The sequence below is a fragment of the Sphingobacterium sp. 2149 genome (assembly GCF_031455655.1).
GTDB lineage: Bacteria > Bacteroidota > Bacteroidia > Sphingobacteriales > Sphingobacteriaceae > Sphingobacterium.
Window position 1 is genome coordinate 185,372 of the sequence record NZ_JAVDTD010000011.1, and the last position, 22,047, is coordinate 207,418.

The following is a 22,047-nucleotide window of genomic DNA, read 5'->3' on the forward strand; positions in this document are numbered from 1 at the left end:
GATAAGTTGCTCATGTAAAATTCCATATTTATAACTTACTTAACTTGGAGAATTGATCGCTGATGACTGAAATTCTCCAGGCTGAATCTACCATGGTATTTACCCATTCCCGAGGTGCCTACTCCACCGAAAGGAAGATAATGCGAACCGACGTGGATCAATGTACTGTTAATTTCGGCATCACCGCTTGTTGTTCTAGCGATCACATCCTCCGCAAATTTTTGGTCTTCCGAAAATACATACAGTGCCAAAGGCTTTGGTCTGGAGTTAATTTCATTTAATGCTTCGTCAATATCAATATAAGTCAGGATAGGCAGTATTGGCCCAAATATTTCTTGTTGCATCACAGCATCATCCCAATTTACATCCGTCATTAGTGTAGCTTCGAAATGACGTGTATCAAGATCGTATTTACCTCCATAGATTACTTTTTCAGGTGCCGCATCAAGATAAGAAGCTAGATTTTTGATTTGATGCTGACTTACGATCTTTCCAATTTTCCCTAATGATTTATCTTCGTAAGTTGTTTTTAAATAAGAATTAAAATGGTCTATAAACGCATCTTTGACGGATTCATGTACATAGATGTAATCGGGCGCAACACAGGTCTGCCCGCAATTGATCCATTTTCCTGAAGAAATACGCTGAACAGCTTTCTCTAGATTAGCATCGTGATGAACGATCGTTGGAGATTTCCCACCTAACTCTAATGTAAGCGGTATGAGCTGCTCAGCGGCAGCTTTCATGATGATTTTACCGACCTTTGGACTTCCCGTAAAAAAGATATAATCAAAAGGTAGAGTCAATAAGAAGCTATTTTCTTCGATGGAGCCTTGAAATACGGCAACATATTTTTCATCAAACGCTTCTTTCACAATCTCTTCAATTACCTTTGCAACATGTGGTGTGTTTTCAGATGGTTTTATAATAGCTGTGTTTCCCGCCATAAGGGCGCCAATGAGCGGACTGAAAGTCAACTGAACCGGATAGTTGAACGGACCGATGATGTAATTCACACCGTAGGGCTCGTAAATATACTTGCTAATGACTTCAGCTCCTGAGGTATGCGGTTTTGATTTGACAAAGATCGGTTTTACCCATTCTTCCATATTTTGGATCATATCGTCAAGCTCATTGAGTACTATCTGAACTTCGGCATATTCCGCTTCTACCCTGCTTTTCCCAAGATCGATATTCAAAGCATCACAGATTGCGTCAGTATAACTCGTAAATACCTTACGGAAATTTTGCAATTGCATTTTGCGAAACGTAATTTCTTTCGTACTCTGCATTCTGAAAAAGTCTTTTTGTTTTTCAAATACGTCTTTTATCTTCTTTTGAATTTCAGTTTTCATTTTATTATTATTTTGTGCAGCTTCAAAATCTTTGTCCGGCATAGGTGTAGTGCGTGCATATTGTCCTTACGAATAGCAAGCAGTTGCGCGCTGCCGTTAAATTATAAAAGGCAGTACAAACTGCCTTTTACATAGTCTATAAATTATCTTTTAAGGAGTGTAATTAATTTCTCAGCCACAGCTTCTGACGATGCTGGGTTCTGTCCAGTGATAAGGAGACCATCTTCCACCACATGCACACCCCAGTCATCTGTTTTGGTATAATGACCGCCCAATTTTTTCAACTCATCTTCTACAAGAAACGGCACAACCTCTGTCAGTTTAACAGCAGCTTCTTCGCTATTAGAAAAACCAGTTACGTTTTTACCTTTAACAAATGGTTCACCATTCTCGAATTTTACATTTTTAAATACACCAGGAGCGTGACAAACTGCTCCTACAGGTTTTTTGCTATTGTAAAAATCAAGAATCAACTGTTGAGAATCGCTATCATTTGCCAAATCCCAAAGCGGTCCATGACCTCCAGGATAAAATACAGCATCAAAATCGCCAGCTTTTTGATCACTCAATTTTTGTGTATTCGCAATAATACCCTGTACTTCCTTATCTTTATAGTATCGCTCGGTAGCCGCTGTCTGCGCATCCGGAACTTCACTATTTGGATCGACTGGAGCTTGTCCTCCCTTTGGAGTGGCCACAGTTATTTCAAATCCAGCATCCTTAAACGAATAATAAGGTGCAGCAAATTCTTCCACCCAAAATCCTGTTTTATGTCCTGTATTTCCCAGATCATCATGGGAGGTAACTACAAATAGTACTTTCATGTTTTTTATATTTAGTGATTTTTACTTTGTTTAAAACCTCGATTTGTAAATCAAATTTACAAATAAAACTATGTTGTGCAAAATATAATATTGAAATACATATATCGTGACTTTATTTTTACCTTACTTTCCGAATACCTGTTTGAGAAAATAATTCTAATACGTATGCCTGTCTAATAACATCAAATACTATAAAATGGTTGGCACATTACTGTTTTAAATGTTGATCGGAAATGCAATTGAGTGTTTTTATTCAGTATCTTTATGGGAAATAGATCCAATTATTGAACCGGACCGCTAAATGGAGCAGGGCATCCAATATAATAATGTATGATAACAATTGATAATTATCTCGACAATCATTACATCCACCGTAGTAACTGGCTCAGGGCTGCTGTTCTAGGTGCTAATGATGGTATTATTTCTATTTCCAGTTTGGCCATTGGTGTAGCTACCGCCAGTGTTGCGCGAGATCCGATTGTACTGGCAACAGTTGCTGGGCTTGTTGCGGGTGCTTTATCAATGGCCGCAGGTGAATATGTGTCGGTAAGCTCGCAGACAGATACCGAGATGGCCGACATCGAGCGAGAAAAAAAAGAGTTGCAGGAAATGCCTGAAGAGGAGTTGCAGATTCTTGCCCAGATCTATGAGCGGCGCGGATTAAAAAAAGAAACTGCGATGCAGGTTGCGATTGAACTTACAGAAAAAGATGCATTGGCTACCCATATCCGAGACGAACTTGGCATAAATGAAATTAGTCAGGCAAAGCCCATACAGGCTGCACTTGCATCAGGAGCTTCGTTTACTGTTGGAGGTATTTTACCTTTATTGGTTATTCTTTTTTCCCCCGTTATTGGAATGGAATATTGGCTTTATGGATTTACAATCTTCTTTTTGATCCTTTTGGGTGCTATAGCTGCTAAAACGGGAGGGTCAAGTATAAAGAAAGCGATAATCCGCATAACAGTGTGGGGAACAATAGCTATGGCCCTTTCTGCCGGTGTAGGTTATCTTTTCGGTGTTAATATTTAATATAAATTAAGGAACTACATTTCACCTAGTGGTCTTTTTCATGCCGAAATTATTTTTTTAAGCTAAAAACCATCGAAATACATATAATGATTAACAGTATAATAGAGAACACAAACAACAGATCGTACAGCCATGCGCCCTGTGGGTAAAAGGCATCATTTGCTAAAAAAAAACGCTGCAGATTGGGGTTGTGTGGGTCATAAAACAATAAAGTTTCTTTTGTTTTATCTTTCTTATTCGCTCTATTTAACAATTCCACACGCATATTTTCAAAACTCCGATCACCCCAAATTGGAAAATATGAAAATCGCTTTTCAGCCTTTCTAACTTTTTGTTCATAAGAGCTACCGTTTGCAGTAAATTGGTATTCCAAATCGATATAAACGTATTTGGTCCTCCCACGTTGTATATTACTTGTTAGATCTCGAATGACTGGGGTTACTGCAGTCCAACTTGGATGAGTCAACTTAAATTCTTTCCGATCCAAATACGGACTTACTGCAAAGACCGCTACGATTAAGGCATAAATAATGAATAACAAAGTGACAAAGGCACTAAGCTTGCTCATTGACATGCTAACGGGCTTTCCGTTGATCTCATACCGTACCTTCCTATTAATGTTTGAATTGCTTAATTTTCTGGCAATTACATCTTTTAATAGAAAATAAAACAACGAAGTAATTATAAAGGCATAGATTAGATAGCGATAGCTATTCATTATAAAAACGACAACAGCAACAAATCCCGCAAGCACCAACCATTGAACGATTTTCCAAAATATTTTCATTAGGCTTTCCTCAAAATAATATCATATACTATTGTCTAACGGCTGCTTAATTACACTGCGTCACGATTAGGACGAGGCTGAGCAAAGAACCGAAATTTTAAAAAATTAAAAAAATAAATGTAGTAGATGAGCACATTCTATAATCGTGTTGAATGAATATTTCGATATAAAATTAATAAAAATTAATTTAGCGACGTTATGCTTAGCATAAGACTTCGTATATCCTGTTGAATTGATCGAATGGTCGCCTGCAGTTCATTGTGCATATTCGCCAGATCATGAAGCTCCTCAGCTGCAAACACCCCGCCATCTCTAAAGTAGAGTTCCTCCAATGAACTTTCCTGCTGATCATCTAGGCCATACTGCAACCAACGTTGGCGAGTTGTCTCGACTAAAGAGAGGTTTTTAGAATTACTAAAATTCTTCTCAGATATAATGCCCCAAATGGAACTTGGATAAATCTGTGCGTTATTATTTTGATACCATATACTTTCGAGCATATTTCGCTGCAGGGTCATCCGGATCTTTTTCCCTTTAGGATTTAATGTCATAAATCCTAAGGCAGCTGTACCCAGGCCTCCTGCAATGCTAAGTCCATTATTGAGCTCCTTGCTATTTACTGTCGTTGCAGTTACAGCCGTAACTGCACCTAAAAGGATGGAAGCTACGGTAAGTCGAGTCTGACTCTTTGCATTAAGACCATCTATGTAGTTCGCGAGCTTATCAATGCGTTCGCCATTACAATCAAGTTCCGCTGCAATGGCATTCAATTCGGACTCAAACAACATATATTTTTCAATCATCCTCTGTTTGGCAACAAGCTTTCTTGCAGAATCATCATCACTATTTAAATAATCTAGTACTGAGCGTGATAGGTTGAGGTATTTAATCAGAACAAAATTATGTGGAGAGAGATGCTTTACAAGTTGTATACTATCAGAATTAGAAATTTGTTGCACTGGAATGGATTGATAGGTAACATTTGGCATGCAATAATTCTTAGTCAAGGTCTGCACCTGAACAGTATTGATTAAGGATGAACAGCTTGTCAACAGCGCTACTGAAAAAAAAATCAGAGAAATCGATGAAAGGACTATTTTCATAATAAGGTCGCTTGAATGTTCCAAATAACATCAAACGATCTAAAATGTTTTGGTGCGCGTAAAGGTTATTTTATGAATAATTTTTATAGCTGTATTACCGTGAGTTAAAAAAGGATGTAACAAATTACAATATCAATGAAACACGGGAAAAATCCATCCATTAATGATCGATTATCAATCCTTTCCGCCCAGAATTAGCGCTAATTCCTGGGCGGGATAATTTTATTTGACAACTGTTGCTTCGAATTCAATCTTGAGTGTCTCAAAAAGTTTGTTAACCTCCATAACGGTGGTTGCCTGCTGTAATTGGTGCTTTTTAATCCAGAGCTGAAGAACATCGAAATTTTTAAATAACTCTTCCTGTTCGGTTGTGTAAACATTAAGTCGAACAATATTCTTTATTTCAAATTGAGACTGAAAAATGACTTTTTCAAGATTTTCTAGCGCCATCAAAATCTGGGTTCTCATATCGGCGTCGCTAGAAATTCCATCATCGTCGATTGCTGTCTGTCCTGAAATATACAGCGTACTCCGTGCATTTTTAACTTCTACAGCTTGCACATAGTCTCTGGCATCCTGCCACTGCCAAGGGTTGATAACTCTCTTTTCCATGTTATTTATTTTAGTTAAAGAAAGTTCAAAGTTCGTCGAAATGAATGCATGTTTTGTGTGACATTAATCACAATAACTTGGGCTCCGAAAAAAGCGGCTTAACGTTTCCCTTGAAACCCCAAGATAAAGTGCCAGCGTAGTCTTGGGAATCCGCTGTAGCAGTAGAGGGTAATATTTAAGGAAATGCTCGTATTTTCCTTGTGCAGATAAGGTCATGAGAGAAAGAATCCGGCGCTGGCTGGAAGTATGGCCTCTTACAGCCTTATTTAGAAAAAAATGAGTCATTTTGGGAACTTCTTGCAGCAATCGATGGTATCCCCCGTAAGAAAGTTTTAAAACCCTGGTATTTTCAATACATCTCAACGATTGCGAAGCTCTAGTTTGGGTATAGAATGCATGGTAATCAGTTTCCCACCAGGCATCCATAGCAAATGATATAATGTGCTCATTAGCCTGATTATCCATAACCGAAAGTTTTACAAGTCCCGATAAAATAAAGTACATATGTTCCACTTTATCGCTCTCTCGTATAATGAAATCTTTCTTTTTAAACGTATCGCTAACGAAGAATGTCATAATGTGTTCTATTTCCTTTTCGGAAACATCGATTGTTTGCTTTATATCGTTGATCAGAAGTTGGCTCATGTCTAGCAAATATATGAATATGCGTATTATGGATAAACTTTTTTAGTATCGTGGCAACCATTTGTACAATAGCTCCGTCAACGTTTTCTTAACAAAGGGTTTCACCGCAAAATCGTCCATGCCATACGCAATACACCTTTCTTTCTCACCTTTAATATTACTCGCAGTCAACGCTATAATTGGTGTACGAATTTCTTGGTTCTCATTTTCTCTGATTAATTTGGTTAATTCATAGCCATTCATCTTAGGCATTTGTATGTCCATGAATACCAAATCTGGCGCATGTTCCTTAAATAATTCATACCCCTTCACACCATCGGAAGCCTCTATGATCTCAGCATTAGGAAGAAGATTCTGCACAATAGTATGGGTGAGTAACATATTGAATTTATTGTCTTCTATAATTAATATTTTGTGTTTTGACTCCAAGAAAATGGTTTCTTCATCGTTGGATCTGACTGATTTAACATGCTGTTTTAATACGCCAACCAACACAGAATATAACTGATCGATCTTAAAGGGTTTATTAATAGAAGGAGTGAATTCACTTTTAGTACTATCAGAGGCATTGCTTTCTACGGTAGATAACATTAAAACAATCGGCTGCTCAGTATCATTGTAGATTAGTTTTTCTCTAATTTTTTTTATTGTATCAATACCGTTCATTACAGGCAGATCATGATCAATAATAATCATATCATACCGATGTCCTTTGGCTAATAATTGGAGAACTTCAAATCCGTTATCAGCTAAAGACACATTAACTTTCTTCATATTTAACATTAATGCAGTATTAGCTCTGTCGGTATCTTCCCGGGCAACAATCAGCATATGTAAGGACTCCAAAAGTTTCCACTCATACACTTCACCTTTTAAGGATCTTATGGTTATTTCGAAATAAAATTTGCTCCCTTCCCCATATTCACTTTCTAATTTTAGTTGACTACTCATCATTTTTAGCAACTGATTTGAAATACTAAGTCCAAGTCCAGTTCCTCCAAACGTTTTGCTTATTGAAGCGTCTTCCTGCGAAAATGCTTCAAATATTTTTTCCTGTCTGTCTGGTTTAATACCCATACCGGTATCAGTAACACTAAAGCGTAGCGTTGTGGTGTTGCTGTCGGAAGAAAGTACATCAGCAAGAAGCTCAATCTTTCCCTTCTCAGTAAATTTTAACGCGTTGCTTAGTAGATTCATGAGCACTTGTTTTAATCGAAGAGTATCAACCCAAATATAATGCGGTAACGATTCAGATAAGCTCAACTTAAAATCTAACTTTTTGATTTTTAATTGAGGATCGATCAAACTCGTTAACTGAGCAAGCATTTCGTATAAATCACTTTTCTCAACTAAAAGTTCTAATTTCCCTGCTTCAATTTTAGAAAAGTCAAGTATATCATTGATAACTCCCAAGAGAAGATTAGCGGACTGATCGATGATAGATAGATACTCTTTTTGTGTAACATCAAGTTTTGTACGACTCATTAAATCCGTAAAACCAATAATTCCATTAAGAGGTGTGCGAATTTCATGACTCATATTAGCCAAAAATTCAGATTTTGCTTCACTTCCCTGGTCAGCAAGTTTTTTAGCTTTTTTTAACTCTTCACGCTGCAAAACACTCTTCGTGATATCGGTGGCTATGCACAGATAACCTATAATCTGGTCCGAAATATCCCGAATTGCCGTAACAGCTACAGATACATAAAGTTGGGTCAAATCCTTTTTTACATATATCCATTCTCGCTGCTCTGATCCATAACGTTCCGCATTCTCAACAAATACCCTAAATTCACTAACAGGATAGCCCAGTTCAATTTCCAATTCATTGGCGCGTCCTTTTATTTCATTGCTACTATGAAATAATGTTGGGCTAATTTTTCCGATAACTTCCTCACTGCGATATCCTAAAAGGTTTTCAGCTCCCCGATTAAAAAGTGTTATCAACCCTTCTGAATCAGTTGCAATAATGCCTACTGGAGTTGTAGCGTTTAATACATCTTCAAGCAGTTTTTTCGACTGCATCGAATCCTCCTCAGAACGCTTTCGCTTATCAACATCCTGAAAAGTCCCATATAGTCGAACGCATTTCCCATTATCAAACGCTGCATTTCCGAGGACTCTAACCCATAGTCTTTGGCCTTGATATGTTTCAATCTCCAATTCCAGATCCCAAGGTGTTCCAGTAAAAATAGCGTCATTCATAGCCCTAACAATTTTCATTCTATGTTGCGGATCCTTGTAAAAATCAATTGCTGTTTCGACAGTAGGATTATAATCCATAGAAACGCCATGGATAGTTCTAGTCATTTCAGACCAATTGATTGAGTGTTCTATTAAATCATACTCCCAGCCACCTACCCTAGCCACTTTACTCGTCATGTCTATTGTGGATTTTACATATGCCAATTCACTGCTTAGATTAAAACGGCTATTCCTATCGTAGAGCAGTTCAAGCACTTCGAGGCATAATAATGATAAGACCGTATGTTGATTATCATCAATGTCTCTAACATTGCTATCCATAACGCTTAAAAAACCAACCGTCTTTCCATCTGGATTTTTTAGTGGTATTTCCAAGTAGTACATGATGTTATATTCTTGGAAAACCACGGAATTGCGCAACAGACATCGTTCATTCTTCAGATCTGAAAGCTCTGAATGAATACCATCATCAAACATATAATCCAGGAACACTTTGTCTACACTGACATTTCCTTTAGCATCGTGGAAGTATGTACCGACAAAATTTCGATTATTGTCAAATAAAGTTAATATGGCCATCTCCGCATAACAGATCAATTTAGCCTTAAGGAGCACCCGAAAGAAATCATCCTTAATCATATCAGCTATCAGCCTATAATTTTGATCAGTTATGAAGTGAAAAGTGTTTTCGTTTTTAGGATATTTTTGGTTGTGCATAAGGCCATAATATGCTAGACAAATTTAAAATATATGAACAAAACAACCGTGTTAATCAAATGGTTTTTTAATAAAAAAGATTTAAGTTGAATTATAGCTTACTAGTGCCCTCCTAATAAAACTAGTTACCGTGCAATAAAGCTTGAGTAGAAAGTAAAATTCAAGAAAATATTTGATGGCAAAACAAATTCAATACTATTTTTTAATAACTTTGTATAGGATGAAAAAAATGCTTGCTATATGCTTTTTGACGATCTATATCGCCTCTGCAACAGAAATTGCGCAGTTGTTGCGGTTTCCATTGTTGATTGAGCATTATTTTGAGCATAAGGCGAAAAATCCACAGCTATCTGTCTTCGAATTTCTAAAGATTCACTATAATGGAGATCACCTGGAAAACCATCCACATGATGACGACTTTGAAGAAGATCAGAAGCTCCCATTCATGATGCATACAGCTTCATACTATGCTGTTTTTGTTTGCCCTCCCACTATAGAAGTGGAAATGCACAACAGCTCCCAACCGAAGCAGCATACCCCTACTCCAATCCATAACGATCGGTTTATAGACGATACTTTTCTTAGTTCCATCTGGCAACCGCCAAAATTCTGTTAATACATTCCTCTTTTTATTAGGATAAAGACATCCGCAGTTCAGCATCTTTTTTGACAGTAAATGCCTATAGTTTCTGTATTGGAATAAGGAAGCATTTTTCAATGTCAATACATTGCTGGTCATTCGTGTCTTTGTCAAAACTTACGATTTAACAGAATCAAATTGATATGCTTACGAAAATTATTGAGTTCTCTGTAAAGAACAAACTCATTGTCGTGCTGTTGATGTTGGCTTTGATCGGTGTAGGTGCTTATCAGGTGACGAAATTGCCTATTGATGCCGTGCCCGATATTACCAACAATCAAGTGCAGGTCATTACAATAGCTCCATCCTTTGGAGCAACAGACATTGAAAGGCTCGTTACTTTTCCAATCGAACAGGCCAACAGTAATATTGCTGGATTACAGGAAATCCGGAGCTTTTCGCGATTTGGCTTATCCTTGGTAACCCTTGTTTTTGAAGACAACATTGATATCTATTGGGCGAGGCAACAGGTAGCTGAGCGTCTCCAACAGGCGCAACAGGAAATCCCACCTGGTATAGGTTCTCCGCAGTTAGGTCCTATTTCAACAGGTCTTGGCGAAATATACCAATATGTTATTCGCCCCGAGCAGGGATATGAGGGTAAATATAATGTGACTGAGCTCCGTACAATCCAGGACTGGATTGTCAGAAGGCAGCTGCTGGGTGTTAAAGGGGTAGCCGAAGTCAGCAGTTTTGGCGGCAAACTCAAACAATATGAGATCGCTGTAAACCCCGACAGGCTAAATGCTTATGGGATTACCATGAACGACGTCTTTGATGCCCTCAACACCAACAATCAGAATACCGGCGGTGCTTACATCGAAAAAGGACCGACAGTGCTTTACATCCGAAGTGAAGGACTAGTTGGCACGATTGAAGACATTCAGAATATTGCGATCACAGGGAAGCAAAATGACTTACCTATTTTCATTCGGGATGTAGCCGATGTCCGCACGGGCTTTGCAACGCGATATGGTGCCATGACCTACAATGACAATGGTGAGGTGGCTGGAGCCGTCGTCATGATGCTTAAAGGAGCCAACAGCAGCCAAGTGATTGAGGATGTCAAGGCCAAGGTAGAGGAAATCCGAAAAACCCTACCCAAAGGAGTCGTCATAGAGCCATTTCTAGACCGTACCAAAATGGTCAATAATGCCATCAGCACCGTGCAGACAAACCTTTTGGAAGGTGCACTTATTGTGGTATTTGTACTAGTTCTCTTTTTGGGCAACATACGCGCCGGATTGCTCGTAGCTTCCGTCATTCCGCTAGCCATGCTTTTTGCAATCTGTATGATGAACCTTTTTGGGGTGAGTGGTAACCTAATGAGTCTTGGTGCACTGGATTTCGGATTAATCATTGATGGGGCAGTCATTATTGTTGAATCCGTCATGCATCAGCTTATGCAACAGCAACGATTCAAAGATATATACAAAGTACCCGCTTCTGAAATGGACGATTTGGTAACAGCATCAGCCGGTCGCATGATGAACAGTGCTGTCTTTGGACAGATCATTATTCTGATCGTTTACCTTCCAATCTTAACGTTGCAAGGAATCGAAGGCAAAATGTTCAAGCCTATGGCAGAAACGGTTGCTTTTGCCCTATTGGGGGCATTCCTTTTATCGCTCACCTATATTCCGATGATGAGCTCGTTCCTACTCCGTTCAAAAAGTAACAGACCTTCGCTTTCGGATAAGCTGATGAAAAGACTGGAAAAGTTTTATCTACACACACTACTCAAAGTACTGCGAATTCCAAAGACAATTTTTACACTGGTGATTTTACTTTTTATAGGAGCTGTAGTGGTACTCAGTCAGCTAGGTGGTGAATTTATCCCTTCACTGGAGGAAGGTGATTTTGCGGTGGATACCCGCGTCCTCCCGGGAAGCAACCTGACGACGACCATTGAAAGCACACAGAAAGCTGCCCATATCTTAAAGAGCAGATTTCCGGAAGTAGAAAAAGTAGTCACCAAAATTGGCAGTGGCGAGGTGCCGACCGATCCTATGCCCATGGAGGCCTCGGATATGATGGTTATCCTAAAAGACAAGAAGCAATGGACTTCGGCACATACGTTTTCTGAACTTGCTACAAAAATGAGCGAAGCATTGAAAGATGTCCCCGGTATTACCGCTGGTTTTCAGTACCCCGTCCAAATGCGGTTCAATGAGTTGATGACGGGGGCACGTCAGGATGTTGTCCTCACAATATTTGGAGACAACCTGGATTCCCTGACTTTACATGCTCAAAAAATAGGTAAAATTATAGAAACAGTCCAGGGAACCCAGAATCTTTACATCGAACCGATTGCCGGGCTTCCGCAAGTTGTGATATCCTATAATCGCCCCATCATTGCGCAGTATCACCTCTCAATCGCCGAAGTGAACAGAACCATCAATGCTGCCTTTGCTGGACAGCGAACAGGCTTAGTGTTCGAGGGTGAGAAACGATTCGACATGGTCGTACGGCTAGCTGCCAGAGACCGAAATAACATTACTGATATCCGTAACCTTTTAATACCTACTCCCATGGGAAACCAAATTCCATTGTCCCAATTGGCCCGTGTAGAGATTGTACAGGGCCCTAACCAGATCCAACGGGAAAATGCGCAACGGCGGATTGTTGTCGGATTTAATATCAACGGTAGAGATGTACAAAGTATCGTTCATGACTTACAAGCTAAGATTGCTAAAGAAATCAAACTTCCAACTGGATACTCCATCAAATATGGCGGCTCTTTTGAAAACCTCAATAATGCGAAACAGCGCTTGTTGATTGCTGTACCTATTGCGTTAGCGCTAATTTTTATACTGTTATTCCTTGCATTTAAATCTGTTAGAGAAAGCGTATTGATCTACACTGCTATACCATTGTCAATTATCGGTGGCGTGTTCTTATTGGCGCTGCGGGGAATGCCTTTTAGCATTAGTGCCGGAGTTGGATTTATTGCGCTGTTTGGGGTCGCTGTGCTCAATGGAATCGTATTGATATCTGAATTTAACCGACTTCGAAAAAGCGGCATCCGTAATATTGTGCGTATTGTCGTTGATGGTGGAGAAAATCGGTTACGTCCTGTTTTAATGACCGCATCGGTGGCCTCACTGGGATTTATTCCAATGGCGCTGAGCAACGGAGCTGGAGCTGAAGTACAACGCCCTTTAGCAACTGTGGTTATCGGTGGTCTCCTTATTGCGACACTATTAACTTTATTTGTGCTTCCACTGCTTTTCGTAACGATGGAAAGCGGATTTAAAACGCGTAAATTAAAAGGAAAGCATATTGTACCTCTTTTGATAGCCTTTGTTGTTTTTGCAACAGAAAAATCCACAGCACAGACCAAGATCACTTTAGATCAGTCTATTGAACTTGCGCTTCAAAACAACCGAAACATAAAAATTGAAAAACTGCGTGTAGCCTATGCCAAGGCAATGATAGCGACATCCACTGCTGATGTTCCTCAAACGGACCTAAGCTTGGATTACGGGCAGATCAATAGCGCCTATCAAGATACAAAAATCAGTATCAGTCAACGTTTTGGATTTCCTGCTGTCTACAGAAGGCAACGCGCACGCTATACCGAAGAATGGAAAAAAAGCCAGCTGAATGTCACCCTCAAAGAGTTTGAGCTGAAAAAGGCTGTCAGTCTAACCTACTATAACATCTTGTATTGGCAGCAAAAGGAAATACTTTTGAACGAGGCATTGTCCCTTTATAGCAGCTTCCTTGACAAAACTATACTACGTAAAAAAGCAGGAGAAAGTAATGCCTTGGAAAGTGCAACTGCGGCGAATCAAAAGGCAGCAATCACAATCCAATTGAGACAGGTAGCTGATGAACTAAAAGTCTTTCACCTGCAATTTCAATGGTTGCTAAATACACCAGAAGCCTACAGCCCTATCCAAGTGGAAAAGGCTATTTTCGTTCAGTCATCGGTAGTCGATCATCCTTTACTCAAAGTACTGGAACAAGAAAAGATAATCGCAGCTCAGGCAACTGCAGTGGAAAAATCCAGGCTGCTTCCCCAATTACTGCTAGGCTACAATCTGAATAGTTTTAAAGGCGCGGGGCCTGATAACAGAATCTACGACGCGAGTCCAAGATTTCATTCGGTGCAGTTAGGGCTCTCCATACCGTTATTTTCCAGCGGACAGCGTGCTCGGATCGAAACGGCACGTCTGGCAGAAACCATTGCAAGCGATGAGCTTCAAAATGCACAATCTGCGCTTGAAAGACGGGCCCAAGAATTCGCGCAACGCTATCAGACCAGTCTTGCTATTGTCGATCAATATGAATCCGAGGGACTCAAAAATGCAACAATAGCTTTTGAAACAGCACAGAAGCAGTTTTCCAATGGAGCAATTGACTATCTCGAATTTGTCACTTTAATCAATCAGGCGATCTCGCTGAAAAGTAGCTATACAGATGCATTGTGGCAGCTCAATGAAAATGCCATTCAGCTTCATTACATCATGATAAATCAATAGAAATGAAAACGAAAAATATGATAGTCCATTACATCGTCCTTATGTTGACAACAACTGTCATCTCTTGTCAGAGTAATAAAGGAGATGTGCCACCGTCATCACCCAAGTCGAAGGACGAAACTCTTGTCTCCTTAACGGAAGCGCAACTGCACAATACCCAAATAGAAACTGTAACGCTCTCACACCAGCCGATAGCCAGCATATTAAAACTGAATGGAAAAATTGATGTACCGCCTCAGAATATGATGTCTGTAAGTATTCCTTTGGGGGGATACCTAAAGAGTACCAGCCTGCTGCCAGGCATGAAAGTATCAAAAGGTGATATTATTGCCATCGTCGAAAATCCACAGTTTATCCAACTGCAGCAAGACTATCTTGCCGCCCAGTCGAAACTACAATTTGCCCAGCTCGACTACAGACGTCAAAAAGAACTCAACCAGAGCCAGGCAAGCAGTGACAAAGTAATGCAGCAAGCACAGGCCGAAATGGACAGCCAGCAGATAATTATGAATGCAATCGCCAGACAGCTAGAACTTATTCATATTCAACCAAGTACTATTACTGCAGGAAATATCCGTAAAAGCGCTCCCGTCTATAGCACGATCGATGGCTATGTAAGTAAAGTGAATGTCAATATCGGAAAATATGTAAATCCTTCCGATATCCTCTTTGAGTTGATCAATCCAACGGACACTCATCTAAATCTGAAAGTCTATGAAAAGGATCTTGAACAATTACGTCCAGGCCAATCACTATTGGCTTACTCCAATGCTAGTCCCAGTAAGAAGTATGCTGGAAAAATCCATTTGATCGGCAAAGATGTCGATCCTACAGGCATGACAGATGTCCATTGCCATTTGGATAAATATGATCAGGAGCTGGTACCAGGTGTATATATGAATGCTGAAATCCAAACGACAACGAGCTTGGGACAGGCTCTGCCGGAAGAATGTATCGTAGATTTCCAAGGAAAAAGTTACGTATTCGTCTCAGAAGGAAACAGGAACTATCGTCTAACAGCAATATCCGTTGAGGAGCCCCAAAAAGGCCTAGCTAAGGTGTTAAACGGTCGAGATTTCGAAGGTAAAAAAATCGTTAGTAAAAATGCTTATACCCTATTAATGCAGTTAAAAAACACAACCGAAGGAGAGGATTAATAAAATCACTATGAAAACAATATTAAATACGTTGGTACTAACACTGTTGTGTTATACCGCTCACGCGCAGAATCGACTGGATGTTGCTAAACAACAGGCACTAGCGCAACATGGACTTATAATGCTCAATTTTTCCGGTTCGGACTGGTGCATTCCCTGTATAAAGTTGCATAAAGACATCATTGATACCGAGCAATTCAAGCAGCTTATAAACGATCAGATCATTGTCTTTCTTAATGCCGACTTTCCAAGAAGCAAAAAAAATCAACTGTCGGAAGAACTGAAAAAAGAGAATGCGAATCTTGCAGATCAATATAATCCTACGGGCATATTTCCCTATACGCTGTTACTGGATGCCAATGGGAAAATTTTAAAGAGCTGGGCCGGCTTACCTCGGGAAGATCGCTCTGCTTTTTGCGAAGAGATCAGGACAGTTTACCAACAAATAACACGGCCATGAAAAAAGAATTTCGACGTGGACTCAAACTCATGGGTAATCATTTTGAGCTAACAGTCGTGGATGAAAATGAGGTGAAAGCTAACGCCCATATTGATTCGGCTATTGCAGAAATACAACGTATAGAGCGATTATTGTCCACTTTCAATGAAGACAGTCAAACGAACCTGATCAACCGTCATGCGGGCATCCGTCCGGTCAAAGTTGACCGGGAAATCTACCAACTTATCGAAAGAAGCCTGCGGATTAGCCGCTTGACGGATGGCTATTTTGATATTTCCTACGGGAGCATTGATAAGGCCCTTTGGAATTTTGATCGCAGTATGCCATGTCTTCCTGATGCAGAAACTGTTGAACGCAATTTGAGTTTAGTGAACTACAACAATATAGTACTCGATGATAAGGCAAGTACGGTATTTTTAACAAAGCATGGCATGCGTATCGGTTTTGGAGGCATCGGAAAAGGATACGCGGCCGAAATGGGGAAACGAATATTACAGCAGCGGGGCGTAGATGCGGGTGTGGTAAACGCTTCGGGTGACCTTACCGTCTGGGGAAATCAGGCTAATGGAAAGCCATGGACCATTGGAATTGCCAATCCGGAGCAGGCAGGCCTTCCCTTTTCCTATATGAACATCACTGATACTGCTATTGCAACATCGGGCAACTATGAAAAATTCGTCCTGATAGACGGTAAAAAGTATTCCCATACCATTAACCCAAAAACAGGAATGCCCATAAGCGGTATAAAGAGTGTTACGATCATCTGCCCGAATGCTGAAATAGCAGATGCCCTTGCAACGCCGATCAGCATCATGGGTGTTCAAAATGGTATTGAGCTCATCAATCAGATTCAACAGGTAGAATGTATCATCATTGACGATGACAACCATATTTATTCATCTCATAAAATCAACTTCAAATGAAAAACAAAAGCAATAAGATATACTGGAGCCTCGCTATGATTGTACTATCGGTACTGTCCTCCTCCTGCAGTACAGTAAAAGAATACGAAAAAAATAAACTCAACGATGCTGAAATGAGGTTGGGAAACCGCAATGTCGAAAAGACTGAACTCAGCTTTCAGTCTTATAGAGAAGGTTCTTCTGGCGCAAACGCCGGAAAGGTTGGCGGCGGCTGTGGCTGCAATTAAAATGATTCCTGTTTTTTAACACACAACTAAATGAAAAAAGTATTTCTTAGCGTTGCGGCCCTCCTGAGCCTGCTGCACGCAAAAGCACAGGAAAGCAAACCCACGGAAAAATCGAGGAAGCTTACTTTTGAAGAGGCAAATCTTGTCTCAAGTTATTATCATCAGGACGGCAACAATTCGGCAGTAACAGGCGGTATCGGTTCAGAAAGATTAACAGATATCTCCAATAATATCGAGGTGGTTCTCTTAAAATATGACAAGAAACACCGGAAAAACAAATTCACATTCAATATCGGACTGGACCATTACACTTCGGCATCTTCAGATATGATCGACCTCAAGGCCAATTCCTCTGCTTCACATGCCGACAATCGAATCTACCCGTCAATTTCCTGGTCTCGGGAAAATGAAAAAAAGGGATCGACATTGATGGGTGGAATATCCCTTTCTTCAGAATTTGACTATCAATCCTATGGTGCCAATATTGGTTTTGCGCAGAAAACCAAAAACAGAATGGGCGAATTCACCGCACGATTCCAAACCTACCTCGACCAAGTAAAGCTGGTCACCCCAATCGAGCTACGCTTAAACAACAACCTTGGGTCGAATGGAAACGAGCATGATAATAACTATGGTTCAAGCGGCAGAAATACCTATGCGCTTTCACTGAGCTATTCACAGATTATCAACAGCAATTTTCAGGTGGAATTTTTGGCTGATGCCGTACAGCAATCAGGTTTTTTGAGTTTGCCCTTTCACAGGGTCTATTTTATAGATGGCACGGTGCATCAAGAAACCTTACCCGATAGAAGATTTAAAATTCCATTGGGTGTACGGGCAAATTATTTCCTCGGCGACAAATTCATCATGCGCGCCTATTATCGTTATTACACAGACGACTGGGGAATAAAGTCCAGCACAGCAAGTCTAGAAATGCCGATAAAGCTTTCACCATTTGTTTCGCTAAGTCCTTTTTATCGGTATTACCGTCAGACTGCCGCTAAATATTTTGCAGCTTATCAGCAACACACCGGATTGGACGATTACTACACCAGTAACTATGATTTATCGCAATTCACCAGCAATTTCTATGGTGCCGGTGTCCGTTTCAATCTTCCAAATGGACTGTTCGGTATCCGTAAATTGGATATGTTGGAACTACGGTACGGACATTACTCCAAGTCAGTGGGCATGAAGTCCGATATTATTTCATTAAATCTAAGATTTAAATAAATGAAGACCATAATCTTAACCACGATGGTATGTTTGCTCTTCGCTAATTTAGCGTCTGGAATGCATCATTGTTCAAGTCGTGATACACTGTTTGGGAACGAGTCGAATAACTTAGATTCTTTGGATAAAATGTATAAGCCAAATTACAAAACGATGATCATACCATCCCTATGCATTGGATACGGTATTCTCAGTCTTACTAACCCAAGAATACAAGAAATCAACAGTTCAACGCGTTTTGAAATTGGAGAGCACAGTCTATCGCATATTAATTTTGATAATTACACGCAATTTGTGCCTGGAGCTTTAGTTTATGGCTTAAATGCTATTGGTATAAAAGGAATACATGGCTTTAGAGATCGTAATCTAATTTTGGCCACCACTTTGCTAATTTCCACAGCGATCGTGACGCCTACAAAACACCTAGTCAGCGAAGAGCGACCCGATGGTTCAAATAATTTATCTTTTCCTTCGGGCCATACAGCTACAGCTTTTGCAACAGCTCATTTTATGTTCCGTGAATATCGTGCGCATAATTTGTGGCTCAGTTTACTCGGTTATCCTTTTGCCATATTCACTGGAACATATAGAACGTTCAATGATAAGCATTGGGTAGGCGATGTGGTTGCAGGAGCAGGCATTGGAATTTTGTCAACAGAGCTTGCCTATTGGTCATTTCCAAAACTGTCTGAATTATTTTCGAGCAAAAGGGAAAAAAATTCACTTGTCTTACCCTACTATCAATCAAATAAGTTGGGGGTCGCCTGTATTTTAAAGTTTTAAAAAATGAAATATTCTCTTTTGCCATTAATAAATCTACCGATTCATGATATAAGATGATCTATCAGACGGCTGAGCAAATTCAATACAAACTACCCTTAGGAATTAGATTATAATCATTAATTTAGGTCGATCATTATAATTTAGTTCCTAAAATTAGGTATAGGATTAAAGCAAACAATTATAACCTTGATGTATTCAGTGCATCGGAAAACAACTTTGGTGTGGCATCTATAATCGTTTCAGGAAAAACTGATGCGATATTAATTGACGCGCAATTCACATTGGCTGACGCAAAAACGGTCGCCCAAAAAATTGCAGCATCTGGAAAAAAACTGACCACAATCTACGTATCACATAATGATCCGGATTTTTATTTCGGGTTGGAAGTTTTTAAAAACCATTTCCCAAAAGTAACAGCTTATGCGGTGCCCGCTGTTGTTGAAAAGATTATACAAACCTCACAGAAAAAATTAGATGTTTGGGGCGAACGTTTAGGTAATGAAATTACATCTAACGTGGTGCTGCCTCAAGTTTTAAAAGGTAATACAATTGAATTGGAAGGCGAAAAAATGGACAGAAGCTGCGGGTTTTCCTTACGCCGGAACTTATATTAGAATAGCGGAAATTTCGAAAAATGCTTTCTATCGATTAGCAACAGAATGGATAGATTATAAGTTTACGCCGGAGAAATATATCGTAAGTGATAGTCATATCGCCGTTATTGGAACATACACAGGTACTTATAAGATTACATTAAAAGCAATGGCCGCAAGAGTTGTCCATGTGTGGGAATTGGAAGAAGGCAAAATTGTACGCTTTGAACAATTTGTGGATAGTAAAATTGTAGTAGATGCCATGAGTTAAATTAATGCGTTAGCCTTTTTCTCCTACGTGCATACACTTATTCGTGACAATAACGGTATACTCCTTCATCTGAAAAAAAAATGGCATAGCTGCGCCTGCATTTGTTTTAGGAGTCTTCTCCCATATTTAAGTGTACAGTATTGCGATAACCTTTTAAACTCAGCCCGTTATGCCTTTTGAAGAACTTATTTATATGGCTTTCATCTGCAAACCCAAATTCATCGGCTAGTTCATGAACCCTTTTGTCACTAAACCGTAATCTATGTTCTATCAAACGAATACGATAGGAGGATATATAACTTTGGATGGTTTCGTTGCATTGTCTTCGAAAATAAGTACCGAGGTAAGTTGGAGATATACCGAACTGATTAGCAATTGCTGAAATTTTCAGTAATTCCGGCTCTCGAATATTTTCCTGTATATAATCCAGTATCTGCAATATTCGACCGTCTGATTTAGAGGAGATGCCATTAGGCTTCATCACAGCAATATTTCTTCCTGCAATGACAATGACGGCATTGACCAAATGACGGATAAGATCCTCGTTGTACATAGATTGATTGGCTATGGCCTGTCTTAAATTCTGCATAAGTAAAGAAACCATTTGCTGATCTTCTCTATTTACAAGGACGGAGCCAGCTATATGAGAAGCATAATATAATATACATTCCAAATGGTCAATACTTTTCCATTGGTATTCCTTTATATAGCTTTCCCCAAAACGCACAACCATAAACTCACATACGCTTTCTAAATCAAACTCGTGACGATCATGCGGTGCAAGAAGAAACATATCACCCGTATGGTAAGCGACCTTGTTCCCATTGACAACGTGAACTCCACATCCCGAAATAACATAAATCAATTCAAAAAAATTAAATTCTCTGTCCCGCAATGGGCAGTGGTCCACCTTTTCATAAAAAACTTCTATTGATTGATAAATATTTTCCTTCGGCATACTGCAAAAATACCAATAAATACTGTAAAAGTACCTGTTTTAGGGACTTTTATCGGTCTATATTTGCCTAATAAATCGTAAGAAAATGAAAGCAATAATATTAGAAAAGTTCGGAAATACAACTGGCCTTGTTTACAAGAATATGGAAAGGCCAAGTGTTAAAGCACATGAAGTGTTGATAAAGGTGAGAGCCATAAGTGTTAATCCTGTTGATGCTAAAGTCCGTAGCAGGCAAGCACCTTTAGCAGAAGATTTAGCACATCATGATCCATTGATTTTGGGTTGGGATGTATCTGGAGAAGTGATAGAAACAGGGGATCAGGTTCACCAATTCAAAATTGGTGATGAAGTTTTCGGGATGATCAATTTTGTTGGTCATGGCAAAGCGTACGCCGAATACGTCTCCGCTCCAGCGGAGCATCTTGCTTTGAAACCGCATAGCATTAGCCATATCGAAGCCGCGGCCAGTACCCTATCGGCCTTAACTGCATGGCAGGCATTTGACAGTTATGGAAAATTGAGACCGCAAGATCAAGTTCTTATTCACGGAGCTTCAGGAGGCGTAGGACATTTTGCTATACAGATTGCAAAACATATTGGTGCTTATGTGGTTGCAACATCATCTAATTCGAATCGAGATTTCGTCCTCAGCTTGGGTGCAGATAAACACATTAATTATAAAACGACAAATTTTGAAGATGTACTTCATGACATAGATTTTGTACTAGAATCCATTGGAGGCGATAATTTCCAAAAGTCCGTAAGTGTATTAAAACAGTTTGGAACTATAGTGGCATTACCGTCTGGCCACACTAAAGACGACGAGCTTAAAGCGCAACAAAAGCAGTTACATGCCTGCTATTTCATGTCCGTTTATTCTAGCGGTGTTGATATGCAGCGAATTGCATCACTATTAGAAAGAGGTATTCTGAAACCTCATATTTCTCATGTGTACAATTTCGACGAGATGGCAAAGGCACATCTACACATCGAAACCGGCCGTACAGTCGGAAAAATAGTAGTCACTTTATAAAA

At 39.6% G+C, this 22,047-nt stretch carries 20 protein-coding genes; 12 read left to right on the forward strand and 8 right to left on the reverse strand.

All coding sequences use genetic code 11. The features are described from left to right. Positions 1-35: 35 nt before the first annotated feature. Both mdlD and J2X77_RS17010 read right to left on the reverse strand, forming a co-directional pair. Positions 36-1,355: an NAD(P)-dependent benzaldehyde dehydrogenase MdlD gene (mdlD, locus tag J2X77_RS17005; protein WP_209579568.1), complete on the reverse strand. Its 1,320-nt coding sequence runs from the start codon at positions 1,353-1,355 to the stop codon at positions 36-38. A gap of 143 nt (positions 1,356-1,498) precedes the next feature. Beyond that, entirely contained in the window at positions 1,499-2,179 is a 681-nt protein-coding gene (locus J2X77_RS17010; RefSeq protein WP_209579566.1) for a type 1 glutamine amidotransferase domain-containing protein, read from the reverse strand. Between the two features lie 330 nt (positions 2,180-2,509). Here J2X77_RS17010 and J2X77_RS17015 point away from each other — a divergent pair, with 330 nt between their 5' ends. After that, entirely contained in the window at positions 2,510-3,211 is a 702-nt protein-coding gene (locus J2X77_RS17015; protein ID WP_209579564.1) for a VIT family protein, read from the forward strand. A 49-nt stretch (positions 3,212-3,260) separates the two neighbouring features. Here the strand turns inward: J2X77_RS17015 and J2X77_RS17020 are convergent, their stop codons facing one another. The 5 genes from J2X77_RS17020 to J2X77_RS17040 form a co-directional block, all read right to left on the reverse strand. Then, positions 3,261-3,998 carry a hypothetical protein gene (locus J2X77_RS17020; RefSeq protein WP_209579562.1) on the reverse strand — a complete coding sequence of 246 codons (738 nt, stop codon included), beginning with the start codon at positions 3,996-3,998 and terminating at the stop codon, positions 3,261-3,263. A 182-nt stretch (positions 3,999-4,180) separates the two neighbouring features. After that, positions 4,181-5,101, reverse strand: a complete 921-nt coding sequence (locus tag J2X77_RS17025) for a hypothetical protein (protein ID WP_209579560.1) — start codon at positions 5,099-5,101, stop codon at positions 4,181-4,183. 222 nt (positions 5,102-5,323) lie between these two features. After that, positions 5,324-5,713, reverse strand: coding sequence for a RidA family protein (locus tag J2X77_RS17030; protein ID WP_209579558.1), 390 nt, complete (start codon positions 5,711-5,713; stop codon positions 5,324-5,326). A 63-nt stretch (positions 5,714-5,776) separates the two neighbouring features. Then, positions 5,777-6,358 (reverse strand): Crp/Fnr family transcriptional regulator, encoded by a 582-nt coding sequence (locus J2X77_RS17035; RefSeq protein WP_209579556.1) that lies wholly within the window; start codon positions 6,356-6,358, stop codon positions 5,777-5,779. 42 nt (positions 6,359-6,400) lie between these two features. Further along, positions 6,401-9,280, reverse strand: coding sequence for a PAS domain-containing hybrid sensor histidine kinase/response regulator (locus J2X77_RS17040; protein WP_209579554.1), 2,880 nt, complete (start codon positions 9,278-9,280; stop codon positions 6,401-6,403). A 220-nt stretch (positions 9,281-9,500) separates the two neighbouring features. Between J2X77_RS17040 and J2X77_RS17045 the strand changes: the two genes are divergently transcribed. The 10 genes from J2X77_RS17045 (at position 9,501) to J2X77_RS17090 (ending at position 20,054) form a co-directional block, all read left to right on the forward strand. Then, complete coding sequence (locus tag J2X77_RS17045) at positions 9,501-9,896, forward strand: hypothetical protein (protein ID WP_209579552.1); 396 nt, start codon at positions 9,501-9,503, stop codon at positions 9,894-9,896. Positions 9,897-10,063: 167 nt separating this feature from the next. After that, positions 10,064-14,407 carry a CusA/CzcA family heavy metal efflux RND transporter gene (locus tag J2X77_RS17050; RefSeq protein WP_310081762.1) on the forward strand — a complete coding sequence of 1,448 codons (4,344 nt, stop codon included), beginning with the start codon at positions 10,064-10,066 and terminating at the stop codon, positions 14,405-14,407. Positions 14,408-14,409: 2 nt separating this feature from the next. Next, positions 14,410-15,564 (forward strand): efflux RND transporter periplasmic adaptor subunit, encoded by a 1,155-nt coding sequence (locus J2X77_RS17055; RefSeq protein WP_310081764.1) that lies wholly within the window; start codon positions 14,410-14,412, stop codon positions 15,562-15,564. A gap of 10 nt (positions 15,565-15,574) precedes the next feature. Further along, the gene (locus J2X77_RS17060) at positions 15,575-16,024 is read left to right on the forward strand and encodes a thioredoxin family protein (RefSeq protein WP_310081766.1); all 450 of its coding nucleotides are present in this window, start codon (positions 15,575-15,577) and stop codon (positions 16,022-16,024) included. Then, positions 16,021-16,947 carry an FAD:protein FMN transferase gene (locus J2X77_RS17065; RefSeq protein ID WP_310081768.1) on the forward strand — a complete coding sequence of 309 codons (927 nt, stop codon included), beginning with the start codon at positions 16,021-16,023 and terminating at the stop codon, positions 16,945-16,947. Before J2X77_RS17060 ends, J2X77_RS17065 begins: the two co-directional genes overlap by 4 nt. Next, positions 16,944-17,174 (forward strand): DUF4266 domain-containing protein, encoded by a 231-nt coding sequence (locus J2X77_RS17070; RefSeq protein ID WP_209579548.1) that lies wholly within the window; start codon positions 16,944-16,946, stop codon positions 17,172-17,174. Before J2X77_RS17065 ends, J2X77_RS17070 begins: the two co-directional genes overlap by 4 nt. A 30-nt stretch (positions 17,175-17,204) precedes the next feature. Further along, positions 17,205-18,407, forward strand: a complete 1,203-nt coding sequence (locus J2X77_RS17075; RefSeq protein ID WP_209579547.1) for a DUF3570 domain-containing protein — start codon at positions 17,205-17,207, stop codon at positions 18,405-18,407. Next, entirely contained in the window at positions 18,408-19,190 is a 783-nt protein-coding gene (locus J2X77_RS17080; protein WP_209579546.1) for a phosphatase PAP2 family protein, read from the forward strand. A gap of 221 nt (positions 19,191-19,411) precedes the next feature. Continuing rightward, entirely contained in the window at positions 19,412-19,804 is a 393-nt protein-coding gene (locus J2X77_RS17085) for an MBL fold metallo-hydrolase (protein ID WP_209579545.1), read from the forward strand. Next, on the forward strand, positions 19,740-20,054 hold the full coding sequence (locus J2X77_RS17090; protein ID WP_209579544.1) for a nuclear transport factor 2 family protein: 315 nt from the start codon (positions 19,740-19,742) through the stop codon (positions 20,052-20,054). The genes J2X77_RS17085 and J2X77_RS17090 overlap by 65 nt, the downstream gene beginning before the upstream one ends. A 106-nt stretch (positions 20,055-20,160) precedes the next feature. Here J2X77_RS17090 and J2X77_RS17095 read toward each other — a convergent pair whose 3' ends face one another. After that, the gene (locus J2X77_RS17095) at positions 20,161-21,012 is read right to left on the reverse strand and encodes an AraC family transcriptional regulator (protein WP_209579543.1); all 852 of its coding nucleotides are present in this window, start codon (positions 21,010-21,012) and stop codon (positions 20,161-20,163) included. An 85-nt stretch (positions 21,013-21,097) separates the two neighbouring features. Between J2X77_RS17095 and J2X77_RS17100 the strand changes: the two genes are divergently transcribed. Next, a complete protein-coding gene (locus J2X77_RS17100) occupies positions 21,098-22,045 on the forward strand; it encodes an NADP-dependent oxidoreductase (protein ID WP_209579542.1) in 948 nt (315 codons plus the stop codon). The last annotated feature ends 2 nt before the right edge of the window (positions 22,046-22,047 follow it).

Bases quoted from the DNA above. Each gene is read 5' to 3' on its own strand.
- J2X77_RS17100 (WP_209579542.1), top strand. From the start codon at position 21,098: ATGAAAGCAATAATATTAGAAAAGTTCGGAAATACAACTGGCCTTGTT.
- J2X77_RS17060 (WP_310081766.1), top strand. From the start codon at position 15,575: ATGAAAACAATATTAAATACGTTGGTACTAACACTGTTGTGTTATACC.
- J2X77_RS17040 (WP_209579554.1), bottom strand. From the start codon at position 9,280: ATGCACAACCAAAAATATCCTAAAAACGAAAACACTTTTCACTTCATA.
- mdlD (WP_209579568.1), bottom strand. From the start codon at position 1,355: ATGAAAACTGAAATTCAAAAGAAGATAAAAGACGTATTTGAAAAACAA.
- J2X77_RS17020 (WP_209579562.1), bottom strand. From the start codon at position 3,998: ATGAAAATATTTTGGAAAATCGTTCAATGGTTGGTGCTTGCGGGATTT.
- J2X77_RS17095 (WP_209579543.1), bottom strand. From the start codon at position 21,012: ATGCCGAAGGAAAATATTTATCAATCAATAGAAGTTTTTTATGAAAAG.
- J2X77_RS17055 (WP_310081764.1), top strand. From the start codon at position 14,410: ATGAAAACGAAAAATATGATAGTCCATTACATCGTCCTTATGTTGACA.
- J2X77_RS17010 (WP_209579566.1), bottom strand. From the start codon at position 2,179: ATGAAAGTACTATTTGTAGTTACCTCCCATGATGATCTGGGAAATACA.
- J2X77_RS17015 (WP_209579564.1), top strand. From the start codon at position 2,510: ATGATAACAATTGATAATTATCTCGACAATCATTACATCCACCGTAGT.
- J2X77_RS17030 (WP_209579558.1), bottom strand. From the start codon at position 5,713: ATGGAAAAGAGAGTTATCAACCCTTGGCAGTGGCAGGATGCCAGAGAC.
- J2X77_RS17045 (WP_209579552.1), top strand. From the start codon at position 9,501: ATGAAAAAAATGCTTGCTATATGCTTTTTGACGATCTATATCGCCTCT.
- J2X77_RS17065 (WP_310081768.1), top strand. From the start codon at position 16,021: ATGAAAAAAGAATTTCGACGTGGACTCAAACTCATGGGTAATCATTTT.
- J2X77_RS17050 (WP_310081762.1), top strand. From the start codon at position 10,064: ATGCTTACGAAAATTATTGAGTTCTCTGTAAAGAACAAACTCATTGTC.
- J2X77_RS17025 (WP_209579560.1), bottom strand. From the start codon at position 5,101: ATGAAAATAGTCCTTTCATCGATTTCTCTGATTTTTTTTTCAGTAGCG.
- J2X77_RS17070 (WP_209579548.1), top strand. From the start codon at position 16,944: ATGAAAAACAAAAGCAATAAGATATACTGGAGCCTCGCTATGATTGTA.
- J2X77_RS17080 (WP_209579546.1), top strand. From the start codon at position 18,408: ATGAAGACCATAATCTTAACCACGATGGTATGTTTGCTCTTCGCTAAT.
- J2X77_RS17075 (WP_209579547.1), top strand. From the start codon at position 17,205: ATGAAAAAAGTATTTCTTAGCGTTGCGGCCCTCCTGAGCCTGCTGCAC.
- J2X77_RS17035 (WP_209579556.1), bottom strand. From the start codon at position 6,358: ATGAGCCAACTTCTGATCAACGATATAAAGCAAACAATCGATGTTTCC.